Origin of the sequence: Lactonifactor longoviformis DSM 17459, from assembly GCF_900129135.1 — a bacterium.
Taxonomy (GTDB): domain Bacteria; phylum Bacillota; class Clostridia; order Lachnospirales; family Lachnospiraceae; genus Lactonifactor; species Lactonifactor longoviformis.
The window spans coordinates 1-20,442 of the sequence record NZ_FQVI01000030.1 but is presented as its reverse complement, the minus strand read 5'-3'; the positions used below and the strand labels follow the sequence as shown (position 1 = coordinate 20,442).

The following is a 20,442-nucleotide window of genomic DNA, read 5'->3' as shown; positions in this document are numbered from 1 at the left end:
ATACGGGTATTTCTCTTATTTTTTTACGAGGAGGCGGAAGATGTCAACAGTAAGTGATATTTCCATGCATATACAGGAAAATGAAGAATATATCCGCAGCCGGTGCGAGAACTGCGACGATATCATCATACGCCCTATGCTTCTGGGGGACGAAAAAAAGGTGCGCTGTCTGGTGGTATATATAGAAGTCGCTGTAAGCAATATGATGCTGGAAGAGTCTGTGATCGGCAAACTTATCAACCACATGTGGGAGATGCCCAGGGACCAGATTCTGGAGTTTGTGGAGGATAACGGGCTGGGAATCTCAGACGTAAAGACGCTGGATACTATGAAGGAGGCATTCGACGCCATGCTGGCGGGAAATGCCATATTTTTCCTGGACGGCTACCCCCATGCCATAAAGATTTCCAGCAAAGGCTACCCGGACAGAGGCGTACAGGAAGCTGAGGCGGAAAAGGTACTGAGGGGCTCCAACGAGGGATTCGGAGATGCGGTGAAAGCCAATTCAGCACTGGTAAGGAAGCGTCTCAGAGACACCCGCATGAAAGTCAAGCAGACCAGTGTGGGAGTCAGGTCCAATACCGTGGTGCAGCTTCTATACGTGGAGGATCTCATTGATCCCGGTCTCTTAAGGGAGATTGAACAACGCCTGGAATCCTTTGAGATTGACGGGGTAACAGACAGCGGTATTATAGAACAGCTTACAGAAGAGGTCTGGTATTCTCCGTTTCCCCAGTTCCAGACCACAGAACGTCCGGACAAGGCGGCTATGGAGCTGCTAAACGGGCGGATACTTTTACTGTGTGATAACTCGCCTGTGGGACTGCTGCTCCCCACCACGTACAACAGTTTTCTTCAGGTGAGTGAGGACTGGTATAACCGTTTTGCCCTGGTGAGCTTCCTGCGCATTCTCCGGTATCTTGCGGTGGTGCTGACCATGCTCTTTTCCGCCACATACCTTGCGATGACCAACTTTCACACCCAGGTGCTTCCCACCAATCTGATGCTGGCGTTTGCAGAATCAAGACAGGGGGTACCTTTTCCCAGCATGCTGGAGGTCATCCTTATGGAAGTAGCTTTTGAGATGATTCGGGAGGCCGGGATACGGATGCCCGGACCACTTGGCGGGACCATTGGAATCGTTGGGGGACTGATTATCGGACAGGCGGCTGTGGAGGCGAATCTGGTAAGCCCCATGGTAGTTGTGGTAGTAGCGATTACAGCCTTAAGCTCACTGGCCATCCCAAATGAGGAATTCTCTGCGCCCTTCCGCCTGATTAAATATGGCATGATAGTCCTGGGGGGAACTCTGGGTGTCTATGGCATTGCCCTTGGACTCTATCTGGTCATCAGTCATCTGGCAGGGCTTACCACCTTCCATATTCCTTACCTTATGCCTTTTGTTGCCACAAAAAAGGAGAGATTCCGGGGGGAGAAGGACGGCATTCTGAGGGCACCTATCTGGTGGCTCCGCAGACGTCCTATTTACGCCAGACAAGAAGAAAAAATCAGACTTCGCAGAAGGGAGAACAAGTAAGATGTTCGCAGACAATCAGAAAATATCTCACCGCCAGCTCTTCCGGCAGCTGGTCATGAGCTTTTTGGGTATCTATCTTCTGTGTATTCCCGGGTGGCAGTCCCTGGAGGGACGCAGGGGAGTACTGTGTGTAGGGATCGGGCTTCTCTTTCTTTTCTTTTATATCATTTATCTGGTGCGTTTGAATCATTCCTATACGAATCTGGATAAGACCTTCGGAAAGATAGGAGGGCGGTTGATTGTTCTGGTATATCTCTCCTACCTGGTATTCACCGGAATCTTTCTTCTCCGAATCATCGGGGCGGTGGTAGCGCGCTTCCTTGTGACAGGAGCCAATGCGGCGGTGGTTATGGGGTTGGCAGTGGTCTTCTGCTATCTGGGCAGCGGCCAGGGCCTGGAGCGCCGGGGCCGGATGGCAGAAGCTGTCTTTCCCCTGGTGACAGGGGCACTGTTTCTTATGTTTTTTCTGGCCCTCAGCAAGGTAAATCTGGGATATCTGCAGCAGAGTGCTTCTGTTAGCTGGCCCCAGCTGGGATGGGGAAGCTATGGGATCTTCTGTGCCTTTGCCCCTTTGATCCTGATTCCCTTTACTCTGGGGACAGTTCAGAAGCCGTCAAGTGCCCACGGAGTTATTATAGGAGCCGTAGGACTTTTGGGAGGGATTCTGTCCCTGACTTTTATCCTTCTGCAGGGGACCTTCGGTCTGCCCGGACTGCTGTACAAATCCTTTCCTATGATAGATTTGATGTCAGGGGTTAATATACCCGGAGACTTTCTGGAGCGTGTGGATGTATTCTGGATCATATTTCTGCTGTTCAGCGTATTATTTGCCCTGGGAAGTGTGTTTTTTTACCAGAATGAGCTTTTATCCCGGGTGCACTGGGAAAAGGGAAGGCTGTTTGCTGCGTTTCTGGTACTGGCAGGGGGACTTGTCTGTGCGCATATGGGCGTGTCGGCCAGATACTACGGCCAGATTCTGGAGAGATACTACATTCCTGTTTTTCTGCTGATCAGTCTGATTGCCGGGCTGCGGCTGGGAAAGAACGAGAAAAAGGCAAAGTGGGGTAAGGCACTCATAGGGATTCTGGGACTCATTCTTCTGTTCTTTCTGAATGGATGCTGCGGTGTAGAGCCGGAAAACCGGGCCTTTCCCCTTATCGTGAGCATTGATTATACAGATGGGGAATATGAAGTGATCTACGGAATCCCGGACCTGTCGAATACTACAGGCCAGGGAAAGAAGGAGGAATCCGGCAGTCAGGAGCCCCGGGTTACCGTCTATACCGGGGCATCCATCAAAGAAATAGAAGAAGAGTTCGATAAAAGCCAGAAAAACTATCTGGATCTGGGGCATGTAAAAACATTTCTGCTGGGAGACGGGCTGATGGAGAATAAGGAGGCATTTACGAAATGCCTGGCCTATCTGGAAAACAACCCGGCAATCGCGGGCAGCATAAAAGTATTCCGAAGCAGCCAGGTGGAAGAGGCAATGTCCCTGAACGGAAATGAGATCGATTCTCTGGGAGAATATCTCATTGGGATACTGGAAAATAAGCCGAACCCGGACAGAAAGGCTCAGGTTACCATACAAAAGTTCTACAATGCCTGGCATAACCAGGAGGAGTTCCCCAAGGTACCCAGGGTAAATGTGAGGGGAACCCAGGTGTACCTTGAATAGACCCGGGATAAATGGAAATACTCCTAATACAAAGTTATTAGGAGGTACATAAAATGAAAATCACGGCAAACCGTAAGAAATATATTATAGCAGCAGCCCTTTCTCTGGGGGTTTTGGGAGGCATTCTGGCTGCTTCCTTTACTGCCCGGGCTCAGGGGGAAACGTCCCGCAAGATCCAGCAGGGAATTGCAAAAGAAATCATCCGGTTCCATGTCCTTGCCAACAGCGACAGCGAGGAGGATCAGGGACTGAAAATAAAGGTAAAAAACAGAGTAGTGGAGTATCTGCATGAGCTTTTGGGAGATGACACTACTCTGGAAGAGACCAGGAAAGCAATTGTTTCTCATATGGAGGAGATTCGGGATATCTCCAGGGAAGTGATCGAGAAAGAAGGATATGCGTATCCGGTGACGGCAGGGCTTACTACGGCTTACTTCCCTGAAAAAACATACGGGGACTGTACTTTTCCGCCGGGGGAATACGAGGCGCTTCAGATTAAGATTGGAGAGGCAGAGGGACATAACTGGTGGTGTGTTCTTTATCCCAGCCTGTGTTTTGTAGATGACACCCATGGAGTGGTTACAGAGGAGAAAAAAGAAGAATTGAAGAACGTTCTTACAGAAGAGGAATATGATACAGTCACAGATACCCCAAGGGTTAAAATTACTTTTAAGTGGCTTCCCCACTGATAATTTCCGCTTGAATTCTCCCTTCAGTGAGAGTAGAATAGAACAATGTATAAAACCTTAGCCTGAGGCCAGGCTAATAAATGATGGAGAAAGAATATGAGCCAAAAGAACTACGCACCCATAGGAGTATTTGACTCAGGAGTCGGCGGATTGACAGTGGCGAGGGAGATTATGCGCAATCTGCCCAATGAAAAAATTGTATATTTCGGTGATACCGCAAGAGTTCCCTATGGCAATAAATCGAGAGAAGCCGTCCTGCGCTATTCCCGCCAGATTATCCGTTTTCTGATGACCCAGGATGTAAAAGCTATTGTTGTGGCCTGCAATACAGCCAGTGCCATGGCTCTTGAGACCATAAGAGAAGAGATTAATATTCCTATAATCGGAGTGGTAAAGCCCGGAGCCAGAGTGGCGGCCCAGGTAACCCGGAACCATAAGATCGGAGTGATCGGGACCAGGGCCACAATTAACAGCTGCATCTATAAGGAGTTTATTCAAAGACAGAACCCTGAGATCGAGGTGATTGGAAAGGCCTGCCCGCTGCTGGTGCCTTTGGTAGAAGAAGGGTGGCTGAAGGACGCCGTGACGGTGGAGGTGGCAAGGCGGTATCTGGAACCTCTTTTGAGGCAGGATATCGATACCCTGATCCTGGGATGTACCCACTATCCTCTGCTGCGATCTGTGATGCGTGAGCTGGTGGGAGAAAAAGTCAGGCTGGTGAATCCGGCGTATGAAACTGCAAAGGACCTGCAGAGGCTTCTGGAGGAGAGAGGGCTGGCAAGCCCAGGGAAAGAGGAAGCTGAATTTCCCTACCGCTTCTATGCCAGCGATTCAGTGCAGCAGTTTAAAGACTTTGCAAATTCCATACTTCCTTATGATGTGGGTATGACAAAGCAGATTACTATTGAGGAGTACTAAAGAATGACAAAGCAAGTATTGATTACAATCAAGGGACTTCAGATGCCGGGACCCGGGGAAGAGGATACGAATATAGAGCTGATTACGGCCGGGGATTATTATAAAAAGAACGGCCATCATTTTATCATGTACAATGAGGTGATGGAAGGCTTTGAGGGCAGCACAAAGAACTACATAAAAGTGAAGGAAGATTCTGTGGAGGTAAGGAAAAAGGGCGTTGCCAATGCCCATATGGTGTTCCAGGAGAACAAGAAAAACCTTACATATTATTCAACCCCCTATGGGAGTATGGAGATGGGAATCTCCGCAACCCGGGTCAAGATTCAGGAAACCCGGGAAAATATAGACGTGAATGTAGATTACGCGCTGGAGATAAATGAACAGCATGTGGCAGACTGCAATATCTGCATTAATATTAAATCAAAAGAGGCTCAGGACTTTTCACTGAGATCATAAAAGGACTGCGGAGAGAACCGCAATCCTTTTTTTATCACTATAGCCGCTTACGAGCGCTTTCCGGCGGTCGCATCCATAGCCTTATTTCTCAGGCGCTGGAAGAATCCTTTCTTTTTAGCCGGTGCTTCCAGAGGACCTCTGACACCCCGGACGTCTGTAATGTAGATTCCGCTGACAGTAGCTTTGACTTCCTTTTTCAGAGGGATTACATCGAAGATTCTTTCATCGCAGACCAGAGTCATAATCTTGGGTCCGACTTTTGCCTTTACAATAGGAAGCTTGGATCTTCTCATAAGCTTGGGCGTCTGATCTATCACTGCCTGAGGGAGTCCCGAACTTTTTAGGGGCATCCTTTTTTTATCTATTATCAGCATGGGGACGACTTGTTTCGCAGCCTCTATCTGCTCCTGCTGTGCTTCTTGCTTTTTCTGTGCTCTTTTTCCCAGGAAATATAATACGACAACGGCAACTGCAAGAATCGCCAAAATAATCAATAATACTTTCCAAAGTTCCATAATTAACCTCCTAAAGTGTATTGAATCCACTGCCCCGCAGCTTCATACGCAAATTTCATTTTAGCATTAATTCTGGAAAAAGGCAATTATTAATTTGCCAAAAAAAGGCGGAAGAAAGGGCCGGAAAATGAGCTGTGAGGCATAAGTAGACAAAGGGTACTAATAGATTAGAATAGTGGGATGGAGGATATGGGAGGAATCTTTATGAAGGACCGTGGAGTTATTCTTACGGGGGTTTGTCTGCTTCTCCTATTGGCGGCAGTACACCGATACGATATCCAGGGTACTGAAGATAATGCGGGAGAGGCCGGCATAAGCCAGGCAGCTGTACAGGCTGGCGGAAAAAAAGGGGTAATGGAGCAGGCAAAGCTGCTGGCAGCAGGCTATGACTACGACGGTGCGGTTTCTCTTTTGAAAAAGAGCCCCGGATATGCAGAATCCAAAGAAATGCAGGAAGCGGCTGCGGCGTACCTGGCCAGGAAAGAAGCCTGCAGGCCTGCAGACGTGGAGGAGATTCCTCATATATTTTATCACTCTCTGATTGCAGATACTTCCAGGGCCTTTGACGGGGACAGTAAGGAGGGGGCCTACAATCAGGTGATGACAACCATCAGTGAATTCACTAAAATTATGGAACAGATGTATGAGCGGGGGTACGTGTTGGTAAGGCTAAAGGATCTGGCCGGAGAAAAGACGGATGAAAATGGGAGGACCTATATGGCGCCGAAGGAAATCCTTCTCCCGGAGGGAAAGAAACCATTTGTCCTCTCTGTGGATGATCTCAGCTATTACCATTATATGGACGGGGATGGATTCGCCGGTAAAATTGTTCTGGACGGTGACGGCAGGCCCAAGTGCCAGTATACCGCCGCAGACGGGACGGTTACCGTGGGGGATTACGATGTGGTTCCTCTGCTGGATTCGTTTCTGCGTGAGCATCCCGACGGTGCTTATAAAGGCGCCAGGGGAACCATTGCCCTTACCGGATATAACGGTGTCCTAGGGTACCGCACAGATACGGCGTATGAGACAGGTGAAAATCTGGATGAGGATCAGAAGAAGTTTTTGGAGGCAAATCCGGATTTCAACTTTGAACATGAGGTTCGGGAGGCCAGGGCGGCAGCAGAAGGACTGAAAAAGGACGGCTGGGAGTTCGCCAGCCACACCTGGGGACATCTGAGGGCCTACAGCTGCAGCTACCAGCAGATGGTGGAGGATACAAGAAAGTGGAAGACAAGGGTAGCGCCTATTGTGGGTGACACGGATGTGATTATCTTTGCCTTCGGGGAGGACATCGGGGACTGGCACCCCTACACCCAGGAGAATGAAAAATACAGGTTTTTGAAAAGCCAGGGGTACCGTTATTTTTGCAATGTAGATTCAAATACGTCATGGGTCCAGATTACCGATGAATATCTCCGGCAGGGGAGAAGGAACGTGGATGGCTACCGGATGTACTATGACATGACGGAAGGCACCAATAAGCTTTCTGACCTGTTTCAGGTGGGGGAAGTATTCGACCCGGCAAGGCCCGTTCCGGTGCCCCCCATGGGAGAATGAATGTGAAAAAATTATGAAATGGACGGGAAAGGCTTTCTTTTTAAAGCCATGTATGGTATAACACATGTGTGGCTTTAACTTGAAAAGCCTTTATCTTGAAACAAGATAAGACTCCCCGCTTGCAGAAAGTACGCTAAGACGTACTTTAAATGGAATAGATTCATACGATAACAGGGAGCCTAGAAAGGATGAAAAAATGAAAAAAAGGGGTACATTAATCGCGCTGGCACTTTGTACAGCGCTGGTGTTTACCGGATGCTCAGGCAGCAATTCCAAAGATGGCAAGGACAGCAAGAATACAGGAGAAAAAATTGACATATCTGATATGAAGGACTCAGACGACCTGGTAAAGGCGCTGGACCTTAAGGATTTGGGCAAATATATGACTCTGGGCCAGTACAAAGGACTGGAAGGCACTAAGATGGTGTATGAGATTACAGACGAAGATGTGAATGCCCAGGTAAACGGTACATTATTTCAAAACTCTGCTGTGGTGACAGACCGGCCGGTTCAGGACGGGGATATTGTCAATATTGACTATGTGGGAACGGTAGACGGCGTAGAGTTTGAAGGGGGAAAAGGACAGAACTATGACCTTACCATCGGCTCCGGGGAATTTATCGACGGATTTGAGACAGGCCTTATAGGGGCAACCACAGGACAGGAGGTTGATGTCAATGTTACCTTCCCGGATCCTTATCAAAATAATACGGATCTGTCCGGCAAAAATGCAGTGTTTCATGTGACAGTGAATTCCATCTCAGCACCTCCCGAGCTTACGGATGAGTGGGTGGCAGCGAACACAGAATATAAGACAGTGGATGAATACAAAGCGTCTATCAGAAAAATGATTGAAGACAGCAATGATGATCAATCCATCTATTACCTTGCTACGTCTCTGTTCAGCCAGGTGCAGGAGAACTCCGAGATTAAGGAATATCCGGAAGATCTGGTGAAGCAGGAAACCCAGAATTATAAAGATCAGATAGAATCTATGTATGCAGCGGCAGCTGGTATGACCATGGATGAGTTCATTGAGGCTCAAGGGTATACGGAAGAGACTTTTAACGAGCTGGCTGAGGAAAAGGGCAAAGAGAGACTGCAGCAGAAAATGATCGTACAGGCAATTATGAATGCTGAGGATATGAGAATCACGCAGGAAGATTACGATAAGATGGTAGAAGATTATGCACAGAGATATGGATTTGAGAGCAAAGATACTATGATCCAAAGCTACGGGGAAGATATGGTAAAGGATACCATTCTCTGGAATAAGGTCGGAGATGTGCTTGTAGAGAACGGCAAGATTACGGATCAGACCGTGGATGAGGGGGAAGCAGACACCAGCGGCGCCTCCCAGGGGGAATCGGACGGCAGTGATGCTGCCCAGCAGGAAGAGACAGCTGAATAAAACAGAACGTGAATCAGATCTATCACAGACCCGGTGACAAGCAGGCGTACAGTAAGATACCGCCCGTTTGTCACCGGGCCTTTTTTGTGCATTGTTTCCATTTATTACCAAAACATTACATTAAATTACAATAAAGGTTCAAATTTCTTCATGAAAGTCGTTGTAAGAAAAAGAATTTTCGATTATAATAAGTTTGATATGCAAATTACTGGAAGTTAAGGAGTATGATAATGTCTGTTTTATTTATAGAATATCCGAAATGCAGTACCTGCCAGCGTGCAAAAAAGTGGCTGGACAGTCATGGAATTGAATATACGGATCGGCATATAAAAGAAGAGAATCCCACCAGCGGAGAGCTCGCGGATTGGTACAGGAAAAGCGGACTGCCGTTGAAGCGCTTTTTTAACACCAGCGGAATGATTTACCGTGATATGGGACTGAAAGACAAGCTGCCTTTGATGACAGAGGAAGAGCAGCTGGAGCTTTTGGGGACAGACGGTATGCTGGTAAAGCGGCCTCTTATTATAGGGGATGATTTTGTACTGACAGGTTTTAAGGAGAAGGAATGGGAAGAAGCCTTGTGTAGCTGAGCAGAGGGAACAGTATGACTTATACGATTGCGGGAGTTGTTGGCTTTTTATTATTCGTATTATATGATATAAACAGTGTACTGTGGAGAAAGAAAAGTCTCCACTGTGGCTTTTTTGCGGGTAATGTACTTATTATAGGTGCAACCATAATGTTGATAAAAAGAGTATGGAATGAGGCGTTTGTGTCAATGGGTTCTATTTTATGCGGCCTGTTGGCACTGTTCTTTTTAGGGCTTCTCATTTATACTCTATTTTTTGCCCTGCCGTTTGGGGAGACGTATCAGACCATGGACGGCAGACCCCAGGTCTGCAGCGCGGGGGTGTACGCCCTTTGCCGGCATCCGGGAGTTTTGTGGTTTTTCTTTTTTTATCTGTTTCTGGGCCTGTCTTTTCACTCCCTGCAGCTTGCGGGGGCAGGCATGGTGTTCAGCCTGTGCAATCTGGGGTACGTGATTCTGCAGGATATATGGACGTTTCCCAGAAGCTTGGGCGGTTATGAGGAGTATAAAAAGAGGACTCCTTTTTTAATTCCTACAAAGGGGAGCTTACTGGCTTGCCTTACTACACTGCGGGAAAGGGGGCGGAAGGAACATGAGGTTTGAGGAAAAGTTAAAAGAATTTCCTAAAGAAGCGATATGGAGTGAGTACTGTGGATTTTTGGATCTTGATATCAGGGAGTATATGCAGATACAAAACAGGCTCTTAAAGGAACAGATCCGTCTGTGGAGCAGCTCTTCCCTGGGACAAAGCTTTTTAAAGGGGAAATTTCCCGGAACCATAGAAGAATTCCGCGCTATGGTACCCCTTACCACATACGATGACTATGCAGATGTACTGCTGGCCAGGCGAAAGGAAATGCTGCCGGAGGAGCCTGTGATCTGGATCCAGACCACTTGGGAGGGAGGAAAACACCCGATCAAAGCAGCACCCTACACCCAGGGGATGCTGAAAACGTATCAGAACAATGTTCTGGCATGTCTGATTTTGTCCACAAGCAGCAAAAAAGGGGAATTTGACGTAAGTGCAGCGGATAATATCCTGTACGCCCTTGCCCCGCTGCCCTACCCTACCGGGCTGTTTCCGGTTGCCCTTGGGGATGAGATCGGCATTGGCTTTCTGCCTCCGGTGAAGGATGCTGTGGAGATGTCCTTTAAGGAGCGGAATGTAAAAGGGTTTCAGATGGGATTGAAGAAGGGAATTGAGTTTTTCTTCGGCATGGGAAGTGTGGCCTATTACGTAAGCCTGAGTGTAGCTGCCATGGGAAGCGGCGGCTCCTCCAAAGGACTGAAAAAACTGGCAGGGATCTCCCCGTCTATGCTTTTGCGCCTGGCTAAGGCAAAGAAAATATGCAAAGAGGAGAACCGGCAGCTGAAGCCTAAGGATTTGTTTCAGCTGAAAGGGTTTATGTGCGCGGGTACGGACAACCGATGCTACAAGGACGACCTGGAAGACCTCTGGGGAATCCGCCCAATGGAGCTTTTTGCAGGGACGGAGCCCAGCTGCATCGGGACAGAGACCTGGACCAGGAATGGAATGTATTTTTTTCCGGACACCTGTTTCTATGAATTTATTCCGGAGGCAGAGATGGAGAAGAATATGGAAGACAGTACCTACCAGCCCCGGACAGTTCTGATGGATGAGGTACAGGAGGGCGAAAAGTATGAACTGGTACTTACCATTTTTAAGGGAGGGGCTTTTGCCAGATACCGGGTGGGAGATGTATACCGGTGTGCGGGGCTTACGAACAAAGAGGACGAGACAAAGATCCCCCGTTTTCAGTATGTGGACAGGGTGTCCTCGATCATAGATATAGCGGGATTTACCAGAATTTCTGAGTATTCCATAACGCGGGCCATAGAGTTGTCCGGACTTCCGATCAAGGACTGGATCGCACAGAAGGAATATAAGGATAACCGGAGACCTGTATTACATATGTATGTGGAGATGGAGGCTGGCTGTCTTGCCAACCATGCGGTAAGCCAGATGATCCTGAAAGAGCATCTGGGGATTTATTTTAAATATATTGATGAGGATTACCAGGATTTGAAAAAAATTCTGGGGATGGATCCTCTTGAGATCACAATATTAAAATGCGGCACGTTTGACCGCTACAGACTGGAGACGGAGAAAAATATCCGGCATATGAGTCCTCCGGCCCGGGAAGTACAGGACCTGCTGCGGGCAGAGGGTGACAAAGGAGGGATAAGACGTGTATAGTTATGCAAGTGTGCCGATTATTGCACTGTTTTGTTATTCCTTCCTTCTGGTGTCCTTCCTGGCTGCCAGAAAAAATAAGATTATTAATTCTTTTATTGGCCTCCTGGTTATTATGATAATGTGGACCGGCGGTTCCTTTTTTATGCGCATGGGGCTGTGGCCCTATGAAAAGTTCTGGTTTCATGTATCTCTTATCGGCATGATGATGATGCCTGTGGGATTTTTGGGATTTATCCGGGAATTCATGGAGGTTAAAAGTAATCATCGCAAAGGGTTCTGGTCTGTTCTTGTTCTGATTATCATGGGCGTGAATATAAAAACAGGAGTCTTTGTAGCTGCACCGGAGATGAAAGAGATAGCCACGGGGCAGGTAACCTATATTTATGATATTCACTGGCCGGTGATTGTCCTTTTTCTTACAGAAGCGTTTATCCTTCTTGACTGTGCCTGGATGATCTATAAGAATGGGCACCGCAACGCTGTGGTCATGAAGAAGCTCAATCCGATCCTGCTGGGGATTTTTATCCTTTTCCTTGGACATGTACTGCTGGTATTCCCGTTTTTTAAAGGGTTTCCCATTGATCTCATGAGTGGAATTATCAATGCTTTTCTAATGTTTTATGCACTGTACAAAAAGCGCCTTTTTAAGCTTACACTTTTGATTTCCAGAGGGAACTGTTATGCCCTGGCCATTGTTCTGGCTGTGGTGATTTTCTATAATCTGGTTCGGCCCTTGGAGGAACTGCTGAGCGGACTGTTTCATCTGGGAGATTCCCAGAGAGTTATGGCGATTGCGGTCCTGGTTATGCTGGTAACAATGGGTATGTATGCGATACTTAAAAAGTTTTTCGATGAACTGTTCGTGAAGGATGAATTGGTGCAGACGGAGAACCTCCGTGACTTTAGCTCAAAGGTATCCAAATCCCTGAACATCCAGGAAATTCTTACTGAATTGATTGAAATTATACAGAAAACCATTTCTGTGGAAAAGGTATATATCTGCATAGAGGATGACAAGGGGGAATATAAGATGGTGCAGAGCACCAGTCCCCTCAACCGTCGGGACTTTGTGCTGGCAAAGGATCATCCCGTAGTAGAATATCTGAAAAAGTCAGACGGCTGTCTGCTGATGAGAGAATTTAAACGGACGGTTGCCTATAAATCTATGTGGGAGGAGGAGAAGCACCAGCTGGCTGTCTGGAAGATAGAGTGCTTTGTTGCCTTAAAGGACGAAGAGGATATCATTGGTATCGTAATGCTGTCCAATAAGCTGAAGCATGAGAGGTATACCTACAATGATATTAGCTTTCTTACCTCTGTAGATTCCGTAAGCTCTATTGCGGTTAAGAACTCCAGACTTTACGAAAAGGCTTATGAGGAGGCCAGGAAGGATGAGCTCACCGGTCTGCTCAACCGGAAATGCTTTTACGAGGTTCTGGACGAAGCCTATGAAAGATTTAAAGACAGTTCTCTGGCGCTTATTATCCTGAATATCGATGATTTTAAGCTGTATAATCAGCTGTACGGGGACCAGGAGGGGGATATTGCCCTCCAGAGAGTGGCGGCCATCATACAGGCAAGCGCAGGGGAGAAAAGCTATGTGGCAAGATACAGCGGGAAGGAATTTGCCATTATTCTGCCGCAGTACGATCTCCACATGGCAAAAAAGCTGGCGGAAAACATTGCGGCACAGATCCGGGATATGAACCGGCACTCCAAAGAATATGCCCTGAAAGCCCTTACCGTGAGCTGCGGGATCTGCGGAATACCATTTTCAGCTTCCAACCCTCATGAGCTGGTGAACAATGCGGACATGGCAGTCTATCATGTGAAGCGTTCCGGCAAAAATGCAGTCATGATTTATTCTGTGGGCCAGGATCAGAAGTTTGCGATGCAGGCGCCTGAACAGTCGTATAAGAAGAGTGTGTATTCAGAATATGCCTCTACCATCTATGCGCTTACAGCTGCGATTGATACCAAGGATCACTATACCTTCAGCCATTCCAAGAATGTGGCATACTATGCCAGCGAACTGGCTAAGGCGTACGGCATGAACCAGGAATGTGTCAATATTGTGCACGAGGCAGGACTTCTCCACGACATTGGTAAGATAGGTATTCCTGAGGACATTTTAAATAAACCGGGAAAGCTGACAGACGAGGAATACGAGATTATGAAGGGACATGTGGAGCATTCCATCGGAATTATCCGTCACCTGCCCTCTCTGGATTACGTCATACCCGCTGTTATCGGCCATCATGAGCGCTATGACGGAAGGGGGTATCCCAGACGGATTGCTGGGGAAGATATTCCTATTATGGCCCGGATGCTTTGCGTGGCAGATTCCTTTGACGCTATGATCTCCAAGAGAAGCTACAAGCCAAGTATGGAGGTGGACAAAGCGCTGGGCATTCTGGAGGAAGAGGCCGGCCGGCAATTTGATCCTAAGCTGGTTCCTATTTTTACAGAACTGGTGAAAAGCCAGACCGTTGAAATTCAGCTGGACTGAAAAATCTTCTTTCTTCTTGACAGAAAAATAAAAATATGATACGTTATCCATTGTATGGATGATAGTTCCTGAATTAGAGCTTTCCATGCAAATATTTTTTGACCACTCATTATGAGTTAAGGCCATACGGACAGCCGGGTCAACTGCCGATTGGCAACTTTCGTTGCCTTATTGATTGAGTTAAAAGCTCAAATTTTATAAGTTGGTTACTCAAAACCAGTGCATTGCTGCACATCAACTTGTGAAACGGTCAATAAGAGTGGTAAAAGTAAAATGTTTGCTATATAGACTCTAATTCTCAACTGCATTTTGAATAAATAGGAACAGGGGGGCCTGCAGGCCATAGCCTCTGTTTTCAAATAAAACAAAATCAGAAAAGACGATGAAACGCAAGTGATGGGCGGTAGACTGCCTGTTGCCTGCGTTTTTTTATTACATAGGTAATTTTGTTCCCTATGTAATAAAAAACCCTCCGTGGCTCACACTGCGGCAGACCATCTAATATACGGATGCAGGACTGGATACAGGCGTCTATTGCACATAATCAGGTGAATAGAAAGGAGAGGAGGCCAATGAGTCTTTCACAGGAAAGGGCTCCTGTCTACGAGGCACTGGAGGAATTCAGGAGGATGAGGGTGGTCCCGTTCGATGTCCCCGGACACAAAAGAGGGCGGGGAAATAAGGAATTAAGAGAATTTCTGGGAGAAAAGTGTGTCAGCCTGGATGTGAATTCCATGAAGCCTCTGGATAACCTGTGTCATCCCGTATCTGTTATCCGGGAGGCAGAGGAGCTGGCGGCAGAGGCCTTTGGAGCGTCACACGCCTTTCTGATGGTGGGGGGCACTACCTCTGCGGTACAGAGTATGGTGCTAACGGCCTGCAAACGGGGGGATAAGATTATTCTTCCGAGAAATGTCCACAGGAGTGTGATTAATGCTCTGGTTCTCTGCGGAGCAGTGCCTGTGTACGTCAACCCTGATGTGGATCATCAGCTTGGGATTGCCCTGGGGATGAAGGTGTCACAGGTAGAGCAGGCGATTAAGGAGAATCCGGATGCAGTGGCTGTTCTTGTAAATAATCCTACCTATTACGGCATCTGCTCGGATATAAAATCGATTATTGCCCTTGCGCATGCCCATGGAATGATGGTACTGGCGGATGAGGCCCACGGCACCCACTTTTATTTTGGGGATAATCTGCCCGCGGCAGCTATGAAGGCGGGTGCAGATATGGCGGCGGTGAGTATGCACAAGTCGGGGGGGAGCCTTACCCAGAGTTCTCTTCTGCTTACAGGTCCAGAGGTGAATCCGGGGTATGTAAGCCAGATAATTAACCTGACGCAGACTACCAGCGGATCCTATCTGCTTTTATCCAGCCTGGATATCTCCAGAAGAAATCTGGCGCTCCACGGAAGAGAGACGTTTTGCCAGGTGGTGGAACTGGCGGAATATGCAAGAGCGGAGATCAATGCTATAGGCGGTTATTATGCCTACTCCCGGGAGCTGGTGAACGGGGACAGCATCTATGATTTTGATGTAACAAAGCTTTCTGTCTATACCCTGGAGATCGGTCTGGCGGGGATTGAAGTCTATGATCTGCTCCGCGACGAATATGATATCCAGATAGAATTCGGGGATATCGGCAATATACTGGCCTATCTGTCTATCGGTGACCGGAGGCAGGATATTGAGCGCCTGGCCAGTGCCCTGGCGGAGATTAAGCGGCTGTATCAGAAGAGCAGGAATGGCATGATGAGCCAGGAATACATAAGTCCCCAGGTGGTTGTAACGCCCCAGGACGCCTTCTATGCCAGGAAGGAATCGCTGCCGCTGAAGGAGACGGCGGGAAGAGTGTGCAGTGAATTTGTTATGTGCTATCCCCCGGGAATCCCCATTCTGGCTCCGGGAGAGAGGATTACGGATAAGATACTGGACTATATTGTGTATGCCAGAGAAAAGGGCTGCTCCATGACCGGGCCCGAGGATGAAAAGATCGAAGCACTGAATGTATTGCTATAGAGACCTGTTTTGAGAGGACGCAAAAGGGGTCTGCAGGAGACGGGGATTTTAGGAAAATATAGAAGATAAGGAGAGGTGGAAAATGGAATTATGGTTTTCAGAGCGTCATACCCAAAATGTGAAGTTTTCCATTCGTGTAGAGAGACAGCTTTACAGCGGACAAAGTGAATTTCAGCGGATTGATGTATTTGACTCCAGGGAGTTCGGCCGGTTTCTGACCCTGGACGGGTATCTTATGCTGACAGAGAAGGACGAATTTATATATCATGAAATGATGACGCATGTGCCTATGGCGGTGCATCCCGATCCCAGGAAGATCCTGGTAATCGGAGGAGGAGACGGGGGTGTAATCCGGGAACTGACCAGGTATGAGAAGATAGAACGGATTGATATGGTGGAGATTGACCCCCTTGTGGTAGAGGTATCCAAAAAGTATCTGCCCCAGACGGCCTGCCGGCTGGAGGATCCCAGAGTACATATCTATTATGAGGACGGCCTGCGTTTTATACGTTCCGTGCACGAGGAATATGATCTCATCATTGTGGACTGTTCAGACCCCGGGGGTCCGGGGGAGGGGCTGTTCACCAAGGAGTTTTACGGGAGCTGCTATAAGGCGTTGAAGGACGACGGGATTATGGTGAATCAGCATGAAAGCCCCTTCTATGAGGAGGATGCCATGACCATGCAGAGAGTACACAAGCGCATTGTGGGGAGCTTTCCCATCAGCCGGGTTTATCAGGTGCATGTTCCCACCTTTCCGGCGGGGCATTGGCTGTTTGGGTTTGCCTCGAAAAAATATCATCCGGTCCGGGATCTGGATGCTGTCAAATGGAATATGTTTGGGCTTTCCACCCGGTATTATACGACACAGCTCCACGCAGGGGCCTTTGCCCTCCCATATTATGTAGAGGAGATGCTGAAGCATGTTGAATAAGAATATAGAAGTATTTATCGGCTGTGAGGCGGAATATGAGGAGGCAGGGATTGTGCTGTACGGGGCACCCTATGATTCCACGACTTCTTACCGGCCCGGGGCCAGATTCGGAAGCAAGGCTATGAGAAGCGAATCCTTTGGCCTGGAGACCTACAGTCCCTATCAGGACAAAGATCTGACAGATCTGAAAGTCTTTGACAGCGGTGATCTGGAGCTGTGTTTCGGAGATTCCTCCCTTGCGCTGGAAGACATAGAGAGGCGGGCGGAGGCGATTCTGGAGGACGGGAAGCTGCCGGTGCTTTTGGGCGGTGAACATCTGGTGACCCTTGGTGCTGTCAGGGCAGTGTTCAAACGGCACCCGGATCTCCATGTGATTCATTTTGATGCCCATGCAGACCTGAGGGAGGATTACCTGGGCGCAAGACTGTCCCATGCCTGCGTACTCAGGCGCTGCTGGGAGCTGCTGGGGGACAAAAGGATCCATCAGTTTGGGATACGCTCAGGGGATCGGGAAGAGTTTTGCTGGGGAGAACGGGGACATGTGGATACCAGACGATTTGATTTTCAGGGACTTGCGGAGACGATTGAGACACTAAAGGGCAGGCCTGTGTATTTCACCCTGGATCTGGATGTGCTGGACCCCAGTGTATTTCCCGGAACGGGGACACCGGAGGCCGGAGGTGTTACCTTTGACCAGCTGAGGGACGCAGTGGAGCTGGTCTGCAGGGGCACGAAAATCGCAGGGTGTGACATAGTGGAGCTTTGCCCGGGGTATGACCCCAGCGGGATTTCAACAGCAACAGCCTGTAAGGTACTGCGGGAGATGCTTCTTGCACTGGGGGAACAGAGACAGGTTATCATATAGAAAAGGAGAATATAAGTATGGGAAAAGCGTTGATTATCGGCTGCGGCGGGGTTGCATCCGCAGCCATCCATAAATGCTGCCAGAACAGCGAAGTATTTACAGAAATCTGTATTGCAAGCAGAACAAAAGCAAAATGTGATGCACTGAAGGAAAAGCTGGAGGGAACTACAAGCACAAAGATTACAACTGCACAGGTAGATGCAGACCATGTGGATGAGCTTACCGCACTGATCAAAAAGGAAAAGCCGGATGTTGTGCTGAATCTGGCGCTTCCCTATCAGGATCTCACTATTATGGATGCCTGCCTGGCAGCCAAAACACACTATATAGACACTGCAAACTATGAGCCTGAGGATACGGCCAAGTTTGAATATAAATGGCAGTGGGCCTACAGAGAGAAGTTTGAGAAAGCGGGAATCACTGCCCTTTTAGGAAGCGGGTTCGACCCTGGAGTGACTGGTGTTTTTTCTGCATATGCCCAAAAGCACTATTTTGATGAGATTCATTACATTGACATACTGGACTGCAATGCGGGGGATCACGGATATCCCTTTGCTACGAACTTTAATCCGGAGATCAATATCAGAGAAGTATCAGCCAGGGGAAGCTATTGGGAGAACGGAAGCTGGGTTGAGACGGAGCCTATGGAGATTAAGAAGGTCTATGATTTTCCGGAAATCGGGGAGAAGGATATGTACCTGCTCCACCATGAAGAGCTGGAGTCTCTGGCGCTGAATATCAAAGGCATTAAGAGAATCCGTTTTTTTATGACTTTCGGGCAGAGCTACCTGACCCATCTGAAGTGCCTGGAGAATGTGGGCATGACATCCATTGAACCCATTGAATTCGAAGGAAAACAGATTGTGCCTCTTCAGTTTTTAAAAGCTGTGCTCCCGGATCCCTCGTCTCTGGGACCTAGAACCAAAGGAAAGACGAATATTGGCTGTATTTTCCGGGGAATAAAGGATGGAAAAGAAAGGAATCTCTATATCTACAATGTATGTGATCACCAGGAATGCTACAGGGAGGTAGGATCCCAGGCGGTGGCATATACCACAGGGGTTCCGGCTATGATAGGCGCCATGATGGTAATGACGGGCAAATGGCTGAAGCCGGGGGTATTCAATGTTGAAGAATTCGATCCGGATCCTTTTATGGAGGCTCTGAACCGGTGGGGGCTGCCGTGGAAGACAGAGGAGCAGCCGGAGCTGGTAGACTGATATGCGCTGGGAACAATTGCCTACCCCCTGCTATGTAGTGGATATATCCCGGCTAAAGGGGAATCTGGAGATACTAAAAGGCGTAGCAGATCGTACCGGATGCGAGATCCTTCTGGCGCAGAAAGCATTCTCTATGTATTCTCTGTATCCTCTCATAGGTGAGTACCTAAGCGGATGCACCTCCAGCGGACTCTGCGAAGCCAGGCTGGGGGCCGAGGAGATGGGAAAAGAGAACCATATCTACTCCCCCGCCTACAGGGCCGAAGAGTTTCCCGCGATCTGCGGGCTCTGCAGCCATATCATTTTTAACTCCTTTGCACAGCTGGAAAAATACGGCCCTGCGGCCATAGAACGAGGGAGAAGTGTAGGATTGCGGATTAATCCCCAGTATTCCACCCAGGAAGCGCATGCCATCTACGATCCCTGTGCAACTGGGTCCCGTCTGGGTGTAACCTTAGAAAACTTCAGACCGGATCTTTTGGAAAACGTCGAAGGCCTTCACTTTCACACCCTGTGCGAGCAGGATGCCTACGATTTGGACGCCACCCTGGAGGTGATTGAGGAGGCATTCGGTCCCTATATGGAAAGAATGAAATGGATAAACTTCGGGGGCGGACACCACATCACAAGGCCTGGTTATCACATAGAAGTGCTGGAAAAATGCATCCGGCGGATACAGAACCGCTACCAGGTACAAGTATATCTGGAGCCGGGGGAGGCCATTGCCCTGGATGCCGGCTATCTGGTCACTGAGGTGCTGGAGATAGTAAAAAACGGTACAGACACCGCCATTCTGGACACATCCGCCGCCTGCCATATGCCGGATGTCCTGGAAATGCCCTATCGGCCCCCGCTGAGAGAGAGCGGAGAACCCGGAGAAAAATCCTACACCTGCCGCCTGGCCGGCCCCACCTGCCTGGCCGGAGATATCATAGGCGACTATTCCTTCGACCACAGGCTCGCCCCGGGGGAGAGACTGGTGTTTGAAGATATGGCGATCTACTCCATGGTAAAAAACAATACCTTCAACGGTATGAGGCTGCCGGGTATTGCAGTGCTGGAAGAAGACGGGGAGTGCAGAATAATAAAGGAATTTGGATACGAAGATTTTAAAATGCGTCTGTAAAAGGGCAAAAGGGGGGGCTGTGAAAAAATGGAGTTGCTCTAACTCCATTTTTTCAGCCCCTCTTTATTTTGTGGAAAGCGTAAGAAAAAAGCAGTAAAAAGCGCATAATCCCCCTTACCCCAACAAACGTGCGCTCTTTCTTCTTTAAGCCACTTCCCGGAGTCTCATCTGCTTATTATAGATTTTATAGAGATTATGG

General features: G+C 48.4%; 17 protein-coding genes. 16 read left to right on the top strand and 1 reads right to left on the bottom strand.

The window, feature by feature from the left end; genetic code table 11:
* Window positions 1-40: 40 nt before the first annotated feature.
* From BUA56_RS19045 to BUA56_RS19025, 5 genes are all read left to right on the top strand, one after another.
* A complete protein-coding gene (locus BUA56_RS19045) occupies window positions 41-1,537 on the top strand; it encodes a spore germination protein (RefSeq protein WP_072854369.1) in 1,497 nt (498 codons plus the stop codon).
* Between the two features lies 1 nt (window position 1,538).
* Window positions 1,539-3,215 (top strand): GerAB/ArcD/ProY family transporter, encoded by a 1,677-nt coding sequence (locus BUA56_RS19040; RefSeq protein WP_072854368.1) that lies wholly within the window; start codon window positions 1,539-1,541, stop codon window positions 3,213-3,215.
* 53 nt (window positions 3,216-3,268) lie between these two features.
* The gene (spoIIR, locus tag BUA56_RS19035; RefSeq protein ID WP_072854367.1) at window positions 3,269-3,904 is read left to right on the top strand and encodes a stage II sporulation protein R; all 636 of its coding nucleotides are present in this window, start codon (window positions 3,269-3,271) and stop codon (window positions 3,902-3,904) included.
* Window positions 3,905-4,000: 96 nt separating this feature from the next.
* Window positions 4,001-4,822: a glutamate racemase gene (gene murI / locus BUA56_RS19030; RefSeq protein WP_072854366.1), complete on the top strand. Its 822-nt coding sequence runs from the start codon at window positions 4,001-4,003 to the stop codon at window positions 4,820-4,822.
* Between the two features lie 3 nt (window positions 4,823-4,825).
* On the top strand, window positions 4,826-5,278 hold the full coding sequence (locus BUA56_RS19025; protein WP_072854365.1) for a YwiB family protein: 453 nt from the start codon (window positions 4,826-4,828) through the stop codon (window positions 5,276-5,278).
* Between the two features lie 47 nt (window positions 5,279-5,325).
* Here BUA56_RS19025 and BUA56_RS19020 read toward each other — a convergent pair whose 3' ends face one another.
* A complete protein-coding gene (locus BUA56_RS19020) occupies window positions 5,326-5,793 on the bottom strand; it encodes a hypothetical protein (protein ID WP_072854364.1) in 468 nt (155 codons plus the stop codon).
* Between the two features lie 204 nt (window positions 5,794-5,997).
* On the opposite strand from BUA56_RS19020, the gene BUA56_RS19015 reads away from it, so the two are divergent.
* The 11 genes from BUA56_RS19015 to nspC all read left to right on the top strand — a co-directional run bounded on the left by BUA56_RS19015 (window position 5,998) and on the right by nspC (window position 20,243).
* Window positions 5,998-7,353, top strand: coding sequence for a polysaccharide deacetylase family protein (locus BUA56_RS19015; RefSeq protein ID WP_072854363.1), 1,356 nt, complete (start codon window positions 5,998-6,000; stop codon window positions 7,351-7,353).
* 196 nt (window positions 7,354-7,549) lie between these two features.
* A complete protein-coding gene (gene tig, locus BUA56_RS19010; RefSeq protein ID WP_072854362.1) occupies window positions 7,550-8,764 on the top strand; it encodes a trigger factor in 1,215 nt (404 codons plus the stop codon).
* Window positions 8,765-8,994: 230 nt separating this feature from the next.
* On the top strand, window positions 8,995-9,354 hold the full coding sequence (locus BUA56_RS19005) for an arsenate reductase family protein (protein ID WP_072854361.1): 360 nt from the start codon (window positions 8,995-8,997) through the stop codon (window positions 9,352-9,354).
* A gap of 14 nt (window positions 9,355-9,368) precedes the next feature.
* A complete protein-coding gene (locus BUA56_RS19000) occupies window positions 9,369-9,956 on the top strand; it encodes a hypothetical protein (protein WP_072854360.1) in 588 nt (195 codons plus the stop codon).
* Window positions 9,946-11,571: a GH3 domain-containing protein gene (locus BUA56_RS18995; RefSeq protein ID WP_072854359.1), complete on the top strand. Its 1,626-nt coding sequence runs from the start codon at window positions 9,946-9,948 to the stop codon at window positions 11,569-11,571. Before BUA56_RS19000 ends, BUA56_RS18995 begins: the two co-directional genes overlap by 11 nt.
* Entirely contained in the window at window positions 11,564-14,080 is a 2,517-nt protein-coding gene (locus tag BUA56_RS18990) for an HD domain-containing phosphohydrolase (protein ID WP_072854358.1), read from the top strand. Before BUA56_RS18995 ends, BUA56_RS18990 begins: the two co-directional genes overlap by 8 nt.
* A 572-nt stretch (window positions 14,081-14,652) precedes the next feature.
* Complete coding sequence (locus BUA56_RS18985; RefSeq protein ID WP_072854357.1) at window positions 14,653-16,098, top strand: aminotransferase class I/II-fold pyridoxal phosphate-dependent enzyme; 1,446 nt, start codon at window positions 14,653-14,655, stop codon at window positions 16,096-16,098.
* Window positions 16,099-16,180: 82 nt separating this feature from the next.
* Complete coding sequence (gene speE, locus BUA56_RS18980) at window positions 16,181-17,032, top strand: polyamine aminopropyltransferase (RefSeq protein ID WP_072854356.1); 852 nt, start codon at window positions 16,181-16,183, stop codon at window positions 17,030-17,032.
* Window positions 17,022-17,897 (top strand): agmatinase, encoded by an 876-nt coding sequence (speB, locus tag BUA56_RS18975; protein ID WP_072854355.1) that lies wholly within the window; start codon window positions 17,022-17,024, stop codon window positions 17,895-17,897. The genes speE and speB overlap by 11 nt, the downstream gene beginning before the upstream one ends.
* A 17-nt stretch (window positions 17,898-17,914) precedes the next feature.
* A complete protein-coding gene (locus BUA56_RS18970) occupies window positions 17,915-19,117 on the top strand; it encodes a saccharopine dehydrogenase family protein (protein ID WP_072854354.1) in 1,203 nt (400 codons plus the stop codon).
* A gap of 1 nt (window position 19,118) precedes the next feature.
* On the top strand, window positions 19,119-20,243 hold the full coding sequence (gene nspC, locus BUA56_RS18965) for a carboxynorspermidine decarboxylase (RefSeq protein ID WP_072854353.1): 1,125 nt from the start codon (window positions 19,119-19,121) through the stop codon (window positions 20,241-20,243).
* Window positions 20,244-20,442: the final 199 nt, after the last annotated feature.

Coding starts and splice junctions, on each gene's coding strand:
- BUA56_RS19045 (WP_072854369.1), top strand. CDS start 41: ATGTCAACAGTAAGTGATATTTCCATGCATATACAGGAAAATGAAGAA.
- BUA56_RS19040 (WP_072854368.1), top strand. CDS start 1,539: ATGTTCGCAGACAATCAGAAAATATCTCACCGCCAGCTCTTCCGGCAG.
- spoIIR (WP_072854367.1), top strand. CDS start 3,269: ATGAAAATCACGGCAAACCGTAAGAAATATATTATAGCAGCAGCCCTT.
- murI (WP_072854366.1), top strand. CDS start 4,001: ATGAGCCAAAAGAACTACGCACCCATAGGAGTATTTGACTCAGGAGTC.
- BUA56_RS19025 (WP_072854365.1), top strand. CDS start 4,826: ATGACAAAGCAAGTATTGATTACAATCAAGGGACTTCAGATGCCGGGA.
- BUA56_RS19020 (WP_072854364.1), bottom strand. CDS start 5,793: ATGGAACTTTGGAAAGTATTATTGATTATTTTGGCGATTCTTGCAGTT.
- BUA56_RS19015 (WP_072854363.1), top strand. CDS start 5,998: ATGAAGGACCGTGGAGTTATTCTTACGGGGGTTTGTCTGCTTCTCCTA.
- tig (WP_072854362.1), top strand. CDS start 7,550: ATGAAAAAAAGGGGTACATTAATCGCGCTGGCACTTTGTACAGCGCTG.
- BUA56_RS19005 (WP_072854361.1), top strand. CDS start 8,995: ATGTCTGTTTTATTTATAGAATATCCGAAATGCAGTACCTGCCAGCGT.
- BUA56_RS19000 (WP_072854360.1), top strand. CDS start 9,369: ATGACTTATACGATTGCGGGAGTTGTTGGCTTTTTATTATTCGTATTA.
- BUA56_RS18995 (WP_072854359.1), top strand. CDS start 9,946: ATGAGGTTTGAGGAAAAGTTAAAAGAATTTCCTAAAGAAGCGATATGG.
- BUA56_RS18985 (WP_072854357.1), top strand. CDS start 14,653: ATGAGTCTTTCACAGGAAAGGGCTCCTGTCTACGAGGCACTGGAGGAA.
- speE (WP_072854356.1), top strand. CDS start 16,181: ATGGAATTATGGTTTTCAGAGCGTCATACCCAAAATGTGAAGTTTTCC.
- speB (WP_072854355.1), top strand. CDS start 17,022: ATGTTGAATAAGAATATAGAAGTATTTATCGGCTGTGAGGCGGAATAT.
- BUA56_RS18970 (WP_072854354.1), top strand. CDS start 17,915: ATGGGAAAAGCGTTGATTATCGGCTGCGGCGGGGTTGCATCCGCAGCC.
- nspC (WP_072854353.1), top strand. CDS start 19,119: ATGCGCTGGGAACAATTGCCTACCCCCTGCTATGTAGTGGATATATCC.